The organism is Neobacillus drentensis, from assembly GCF_036962765.1.
Lineage (GTDB): Bacteria > Bacillota > Bacilli > Bacillales > Cytobacillaceae > Neobacillus > Neobacillus drentensis_C.
The window spans coordinates 1-6,694 of record NZ_JBALOS010000040.1; the positions used below are offsets into that span (position 1 = coordinate 1).

Annotated in this window: 8 protein-coding genes; 3 read left to right on the plus strand and 5 right to left on the minus strand. The window is 39.8% G+C overall.

Going from position 1 to position 6,694, the window contains the following annotated elements; translation table 11 throughout:
• Window positions 1–119 precede the first annotated feature (119 nt).
• Window positions 120–1,453, plus strand: a protein-coding gene (locus V7137_RS06650) for an IS3 family transposase (RefSeq protein ID WP_335697345.1) whose coding sequence is annotated in 2 segments (ribosomal slippage) — window positions 120–492 and window positions 492–1,453 — 1,335 coding nt in all. Because the reading frame shifts where the segments join, the coding sequence is not laid out codon by codon here.
• A gap of 41 nt (window positions 1,454–1,494) precedes the next feature.
• Here the strand turns inward: V7137_RS06650 and V7137_RS06655 are convergent.
• A complete protein-coding gene (locus V7137_RS06655) occupies window positions 1,495–2,085 on the minus strand; it encodes a DUF1836 domain-containing protein (protein WP_335697346.1) in 591 nt (196 codons plus the stop codon).
• Between the two features lie 130 nt (window positions 2,086–2,215).
• Between V7137_RS06655 and trhA the strand changes: the two genes are divergently transcribed.
• Together trhA and V7137_RS06665 are read left to right on the plus strand one after the other, a co-directional pair.
• A complete protein-coding gene (gene trhA, locus V7137_RS06660; RefSeq protein WP_335697347.1) occupies window positions 2,216–2,863 on the plus strand; it encodes a PAQR family membrane homeostasis protein TrhA in 648 nt (215 codons plus the stop codon).
• 113 nt (window positions 2,864–2,976) lie between these two features.
• Window positions 2,977–3,798, plus strand: coding sequence for a YitT family protein (locus V7137_RS06665; protein WP_335697348.1), 822 nt, complete (start codon window positions 2,977–2,979; stop codon window positions 3,796–3,798).
• 121 nt (window positions 3,799–3,919) lie between these two features.
• On the opposite strand, the gene V7137_RS06670 is transcribed toward V7137_RS06665, so the two are convergent.
• The 4 genes from V7137_RS06670 to V7137_RS06685 all read right to left on the minus strand — a co-directional run bounded on the left by V7137_RS06670 (window position 3,920) and on the right by V7137_RS06685 (window position 6,644).
• Entirely contained in the window at window positions 3,920–4,294 is a 375-nt protein-coding gene (locus tag V7137_RS06670) for a DUF488 domain-containing protein (protein WP_335697349.1), read from the minus strand.
• A 153-nt stretch (window positions 4,295–4,447) separates the two neighbouring features.
• Window positions 4,448–4,678, minus strand: coding sequence for an excisionase family DNA-binding protein (locus V7137_RS06675; protein ID WP_335697350.1), 231 nt, complete (start codon window positions 4,676–4,678; stop codon window positions 4,448–4,450).
• 5 nt (window positions 4,679–4,683) lie between these two features.
• Complete coding sequence (locus V7137_RS06680; RefSeq protein WP_335697351.1) at window positions 4,684–5,712, minus strand: DmpA family aminopeptidase; 1,029 nt, start codon at window positions 5,710–5,712, stop codon at window positions 4,684–4,686.
• Window positions 5,709–6,644, minus strand: a complete 936-nt coding sequence (locus V7137_RS06685) for a dipeptidase (RefSeq protein WP_335697352.1) — start codon at window positions 6,642–6,644, stop codon at window positions 5,709–5,711. The genes V7137_RS06680 and V7137_RS06685 overlap by 4 nt, the downstream gene beginning before the upstream one ends.
• Between the last annotated feature and the right edge of the window lie 50 nt (window positions 6,645–6,694).

Here is a 6,694-nt window from a genome sequence, read left to right on the forward strand (position 1 = left end):
TGAACTGTAACCCGAATAATGGACACTAATTAAAAAGTGCCCCTTTATTCGGGTTTTTCTATGTCCCCAGAAAGAAAACCCGTTTATAATAAAAGAATTATTGTGGACGGAGGATTTACATGAGTAAGAATTTATTTACGGAATATCAGATTAAAGAATTGGAGAAGAACCCAAACGTTTTACGTGTATCAGAACGTGCTATTTCCTATAATTCTGACTTCAAAGTAAAGGCTGTAATGGAGTATAAAAGTGGAAAAATTCCTTCTCAAATTTTTATTGAAAATGGATTTAACCTTGAAGTAATAGGTAAAAATCAGCCCAAAAGATGTCTTCAAAGATGGCGTGAAACGTATGAGAAGTTGGGTGACCTTGGTCTTCAATCAGAGCGCAGAGGAAAGGCAAGCAGTGGTCGACCGTCTTCAAAGGAACTATCAGTAGAAGAAAAACTCAAAAAGGCTGAAGCTAGAATCAAATTTTTAGAAGCAGAAAATGACTTCTTAAAAAAGCTAGAGGAACTAGAGAGGCAGGCGTTGAAGAAGAAACGGTACTAACACCTTCAGAGAAATTTCAACTTATTGAACATACCATTCGACAACACCAATTAACGAACTTAGTCAGTTTTTTATGTAAATTAGCTGAAGTGAGTAGAAGTGGATACTATGCTTGGTTAAAGGCTGCCACTGATCGCCAACGTAAAGATGTTGAGGATGAACTGGATATTGAACTAATACAGTTTATCTTTCAACACAAAAAGGAAAAGGTCGGGGCTTTACAAATCAAAATGATCTTAGAAAATGATTATTTTGTGGAAATGAATCATAAGAAAATTCGAAGGTTAATGCGCAAATATCAACTGATTGCTAAAGTTAGGAAGGCAAAGCCTTATAAAAAAATGGCAAAAGCTACTCAAGAACATCGTACATGCCCTAACATATTAAAACGTGAATTTAATCAAGAAGAGCCTGGGAAAGTGTTATTAACCGATATTACTTATCTATATTATTCAAATGGTCAAAAGGCTTATTTATCTTGTGTCAAAGATGGTAGTACGAATGAAATATTAGCCCATTATTTGACCACTTCATTAGAGATGGATATTGTCTATAAAACATTAAAAAGACTCGATGAAGTTATGCATAATGGGTTTCATCCTGAGGCAATCCTTCATTCAGACCAAGGGTTCCATTATACTCATCCCCTCTTTCAAGCTAAGGTAAAGAAATTGGGTATCATCCAATCAATGTCCCGTAAGGGAAATTGTTGGGATAACGCACCAATGGAATCATTCTTTGGTCATTTTAAAGATGAGGTTGATTATAAAGATTGTGAGAGTTTAGGTGAACTAAAACAGTTAGTGGATTCATATATCGAAGAGTACAATAATGATCGTTACCAGTGGGGATTAAATAGGATGACCCCGGTACAATACCGAGGTCACCTGTTAGTTGCATAGGCTCTTTATTAAACTGTCCATATTATGGGTTACAGTTCAAACTATTTGTGACGCTTTTCCTCTTTTTGGACAATTATTTCATCGACCAATTTTTCCGCTACTTTCCGATATAAATTACTCATATGAACAAGTGAGGAGATCATTAACACTTTCTCAAGATACGGCGAATTCCCCTTTTCATCCCCACTGATTTCTTCGTTAACGTCCGTTACTCTTTCCTCAATATCTACTTTGAAATCCTCAACATTTTGGCGGGTTAAATGTAGATAACTCGTATAAAAAGCATGGAGATCAATCTCCTCATTGATAATTTTTTGATTGATCCCAGCAAGGGTAGTTTTAATATCATTGATAGAAAGTGCCCCTTTTAATTGGTAGATCAAACTCATTAAGATGAGATGCTCCTTTGAATACTTTTTATTTTGGATTGGAAAAATGAGTTTTCCTTTCGCGTAATTATTGATCATCGTTTTGGTGAGGACCTTATCATCTTCATTCCGTTTTGATTCCATGAATTTATTTTCAAATAATTGAATGACCTGATCCATATATAAATCGAGCTGTGGGATTTCCTCTAACGCTAAATTCGCTTCTAAGCCGAGTTGTTCAATAATTTGATTGATACGTTCCATTCATTTTTCTCCGTTCCTTGTCGTTATTTTATTTATTATACCTAAAGATATATCAATTGACTAGATGTTGATGTATTAGTATTATTATAAGTAGTTATTAAAACTACGTGTTGTGCTGGGAGGCATTATAATGAGCAATTACATTCGCGAACCAATCAATGGACTGACCCATTTAGCTGGAGCTGTTTTAGCCTTTGTCGGACTTCTTGCAATGGTAATAAAAGCAGCTGCGACAACCAATTCACCCACCGCTATAACTGCGGTCATTATTTTCGGGGTAAGTATGATTCTTCTCTATTCGGCATCGGCCACCTATCATATGGTGATTGCTCGCGATAAGGTTATTGCCTTTTTACGGCGGCTTGATCATTCGATGATCTTCGTTTTAATAGCCGGAACATATACTCCATTCTGCTTTATCAGCTTGAACGGAAAAATTGGTGCGATTCTATTTTCAATTATTTCGGGAATTGCGATTAGCGGAGTTGTTTTTAAAATGGTCTGGTTTAATTGCCCGCGCTGGATCTCAACTGCCTTGTATTTAGCGATGGGCTGGATGATTGTGTTTGTTTTCTCACCACTCACTAGCAGCTTAAATCCAATCGGTCTATTTTTGCTAATTCTTGGTGGAGTTTTTTATACCATTGGCGGGGTCATCTATGGTGCAAAGCCTAGGTTTTTACAGTCCAAATACATGGGCTTTCATGAAATCTTTCATATTTTCATTTTGCTCGGAAGTTTGGCGCATTTTTTAACCGTGTTCCTATACGTCATTTAATGTGGAAGATTTAAAACGCCCTCTTTGATGGCGTTTTTTGTTTTGAAATAAACTTTTTACCCTTGGGACAAAATAACACTAATAAGCACCACAAAAAGATAGAGGTGTTCCTGTTGCTTCGATTGATTTTTCAACTGATCGTGATTGGACTTTGTTCGATGTTATTCGGATTTGCTTTTAATACTTTTCTTATTCCCCATCAACTTACCTCCGGTGGTGTGACCGGCATCGCCTTTTTTATTCACCATTTTTTAGATATCAATACTGGGTCGATTATTCTGCTCATCAATATTCCCTTATTTTTATTAGGATTAAAATACTTAGGAAAAAAATTTATTTTGCTGACTGGTTATGCTGTTTTTGTATTATCATTCAGTATGAAGTTCATTCCGATTCATCCTATTAGCGATGACATTCTTCTATCTTCCATCATTGGAGGTGCACTTTATGGAATTGCAGTGGGCCTTATCATTCGGATTGGGGGTTCAACTGGAGGAACGGATATTGTAAGTCTTACTCTTGCAAAAAAAAGGAATTTGCAAGTTGGCTTTTTAAATATTTGTATGAACTTTTTAGTAGTGGGGATTTCTGGGTTGGTTTTTGGATGGGGTATCACACTTTATACGATTATCGCTATCTATGTATCCGGCCGCGCGGTTGATATGGTTTACACGAATCAAAATAAATTAACGTTAACGATTGTTACCGATAAATATGAAGAGCTTACAGATGCACTAATCCACTTGCATGCTCGTGGGGTTACAGTGACGGATGCTGAAGGAGCTTACACCCATAAGCCCAAAAAGGTATTAACCACAGTGATTACCAAATTCGAATTAAATGAAACAAAACATACTATTAGAAAGGTGGACCAGAAGGCGTTCGTGAATATCATGCAGACAATGGAAGTGATGGGGCGCTTCCGGAGGGATTGAATTGGAATATGCCCGTTTTGCTTAATTTTTTGGCTGAAAGGGTATTGCGTTTCCTATGGTTACCGCTGAACCAATTTCCCATCCTTAACGGGCACCATAAGCTTGAGGCCCCTCCCAAATTTCATCGTTCCATCCCAACTAATCTTCCAAGTTCCTCCATCAAAACCAGAGCGTGATTATGGACCGGGTCCTTCGCTCCATAAAGGAGTGTGACGTGACCCCTAAGTTCCATTTCAATAATCTGCCGGATATACTCCCGCTTCTGTTCATCCGAGCGCAGCTCTTCAAGGTATCTACTACGAAATTCTTCAAATAGCTCAGGCTTATGACAGAACCACTTCCGCAGTTCATTGCTCGGAGCTAGATCCTTAAACCAATACGAAAGCTTCGCTGCATCCTTCGAAATTCCCCTCGGCCAAAGGCGGTCAACTAAAACTCTATATCCATCCATTTCCTCATGGGGCTCATAGACCCTCTTCATAAAAATATTAGCCATACTTCCCCTCCAATTGGTGCCAGGCACCCTACTGTCCAAGCGTCCACCCGGTATGGACAAACTCGTATATTTGTCCACGAATGGTGTCAGGCACCCAATGGGAGTTAATGGCACCTATGCCACCTAACGCCATCAAATGCCGCCAAAACCTAATCAGTCCTCGTCCTTTACGTCGATGCTTTCTGGGATGGGCTCGTTGAGGATTTCTTCGATTAGTTGTTTGTATTTTTCCATTTGTTTTAGGTGGGTGTTGAATTGTTCTTTGTAGATCAGGTACTCTTCCCCATCAAATAGGGCGCGAATTTTCTTTTGTTGGATGAGGCTTTTGATGGTTGCCTCGGATACCGATAAATACTCTGATGTCTCTTTAATTGTTAAATACAATTTGGTTACTCCTCTGGTAAGAAATTGATTTGCGGGACAACTCGGCTTGCTCTTCCTTTTGTTGTATCCGCTTGTGATAATGAATTAAGAATGGCTTCCTCTACTGCTTCCGCTGCCGCTATAAAAAGCTGATTCATCATTGGATGGTCTTCACGGAGTTGGGAGCGAGTTTCAATCTTCTCATCCGAAAAGTGAGCAATTTTGTGGGCAGTTGAAAAAGCAATCACAATATCCCCGCTGCCATGACTAAAATGACTGCCGGTGCGGCCAAGACCAATGCCGCACCGTTTGGCCAAGCGCTTTAATTGCCGGTCACTTAAGGGTGCATCGGTTGCCAAAACAATGATAATGGAACCATCGGATGTTTCTGACAATCCTTCCCCCTCTGAATAACGAAACCTTTGAAATTCTTCCGTTTTGCCAAAATTGCTGAGAACAAGGCAGCCGACCGTGTTCTCTTCCACGATTCGGGAGGATGAACCAATCCCGCCTTTATAACCAAAGCAAACCATGCCTTTTCCAGCTCCAACCGCCCCTTCAACCGCCTGATGTTCCGATGCATTCTTGATTGCCTCAATGGCATGCTCTGGTTTTACTGGAAATAAACGAATGGAATTTAAGTAACTATCATTGCATTCCCCTACGACTATGTTAATCGTTCCTGTGGTATCGCCAATTTCCTGATTCTCTCCCAGCATGTATTCCAACACTCCCTGGGTGACTGCCGGTACCGCGAAGGTATTTGTTAACATGATGGGCGATTCAATTACACCTAATTCATTTACTTGCACAAGTCCTGCCGTTTTTCCAAAACCATTAATAACATAACTTGCAGCGGTTACTTTTTCTTTAAACAAATTGCCTTTATGAGGCAGTATCGCCGTTACACCTGTACATGCATACTCTTCGCCAGACTCATTTAACGGGTAGTCCAGTGTTACATGTCCTACCATTAAATCCGCAACATCCGTTATACAGTTTTTCCTTCCAGTTGGCAGTTTTCCAACGACGATGTTCTTATCCCTAACCTTCATCGGAACGTCCCTGGCCGATGGTCCAAAAAGTTTTGATAAGCAAAACCATGGACAACCTCTTCAGGGTAATACTTTAAGAGTTCATTGATAAGATTTTGACTTTTGGAGGCATCCTCTAAATTAGTGATAAAGGTCGAAATCCCATCGAAATCTGATCCGAAACCAATTTGCTTAACTCCACCTAATGAGCACAGGTGATCAATATGTCTCATTAAATCTGAAATCGTTACTTCTCCTGATTCTTTCACAAAAGGTGGATGATAAACGACATGAATCAAACCGCCTTTTGCAAACATCGCCTGAGCCTGTTCATCCGTTAAATTACGTAAATGGTTGCAAAGTGCCCGAGCATTAGAGTGACTGGCAATCGGATATTTGGCTAATTCGATGACCTCCCAAATCCCCTTGTCACTCAAATGAGAAACATCAGTCAGAATTTGATGTTCGTTATTAAACTTGACAATCTCTTTTCCGAACAGGGTCAGCCCTGCGCCGCGCGGTTCCCCTGCACCATCTGCAGCGAGATTTGCTGGGTTCCATGTCAACCCAACAGAACGAACCCCGAGCTGGTAAAGAATATGAAGTTTCGCTAAGTCGTTGCCAATCGCATCCACTCCTTCAAGTGTTAACATGGCACCGATTTGGCCAATTTTTAAGCGATCAAAATCCGACCATTCTTTGATATGGACCATGTCCGGATTTTTACCGAGCACTTCTTTGTAAAAATAATCGATCTGCTCGAGGGCCACTTGAAATTTCTGATCTCCCTTGATTTCAGGTTCAATAAATATTGCAAAGCACTGGACTTTGATTTGGCCTCGTTGCAACCGTGTTTTATTTGTATGTAATTCCGGCGCATCTGCAAACCGTAGTTTACCTTGCGCTTCTTGGAGTTTCATTAGGGCATCACAATGTAGGTCAATGATATTCATGCAGCGTCGTCTCCTTTTTATAAAAGGCTCATTTCGTAAACTTTGTTGCT

What these genes read in the sequence shown, in the direction of transcription:
- V7137_RS06655 (WP_335697346.1), bottom strand. Translation starts at nt 2,085, where the DNA reads ATGGAACGTATCAATCAAATTATTGAACAACTCGGCTTAGAAGCGAAT.
- trhA (WP_335697347.1), top strand. Translation starts at nt 2,216, where the DNA reads ATGAGCAATTACATTCGCGAACCAATCAATGGACTGACCCATTTAGCT.
- V7137_RS06670 (WP_335697349.1), bottom strand. Translation starts at nt 4,294, where the DNA reads ATGGCTAATATTTTTATGAAGAGGGTCTATGAGCCCCATGAGGAAATG.
- V7137_RS06680 (WP_335697351.1), bottom strand. Translation starts at nt 5,712, where the DNA reads ATGAAGGTTAGGGATAAGAACATCGTCGTTGGAAAACTGCCAACTGGA.
- V7137_RS06685 (WP_335697352.1), bottom strand. Translation starts at nt 6,644, where the DNA reads ATGAATATCATTGACCTACATTGTGATGCCCTAATGAAACTCCAAGAA.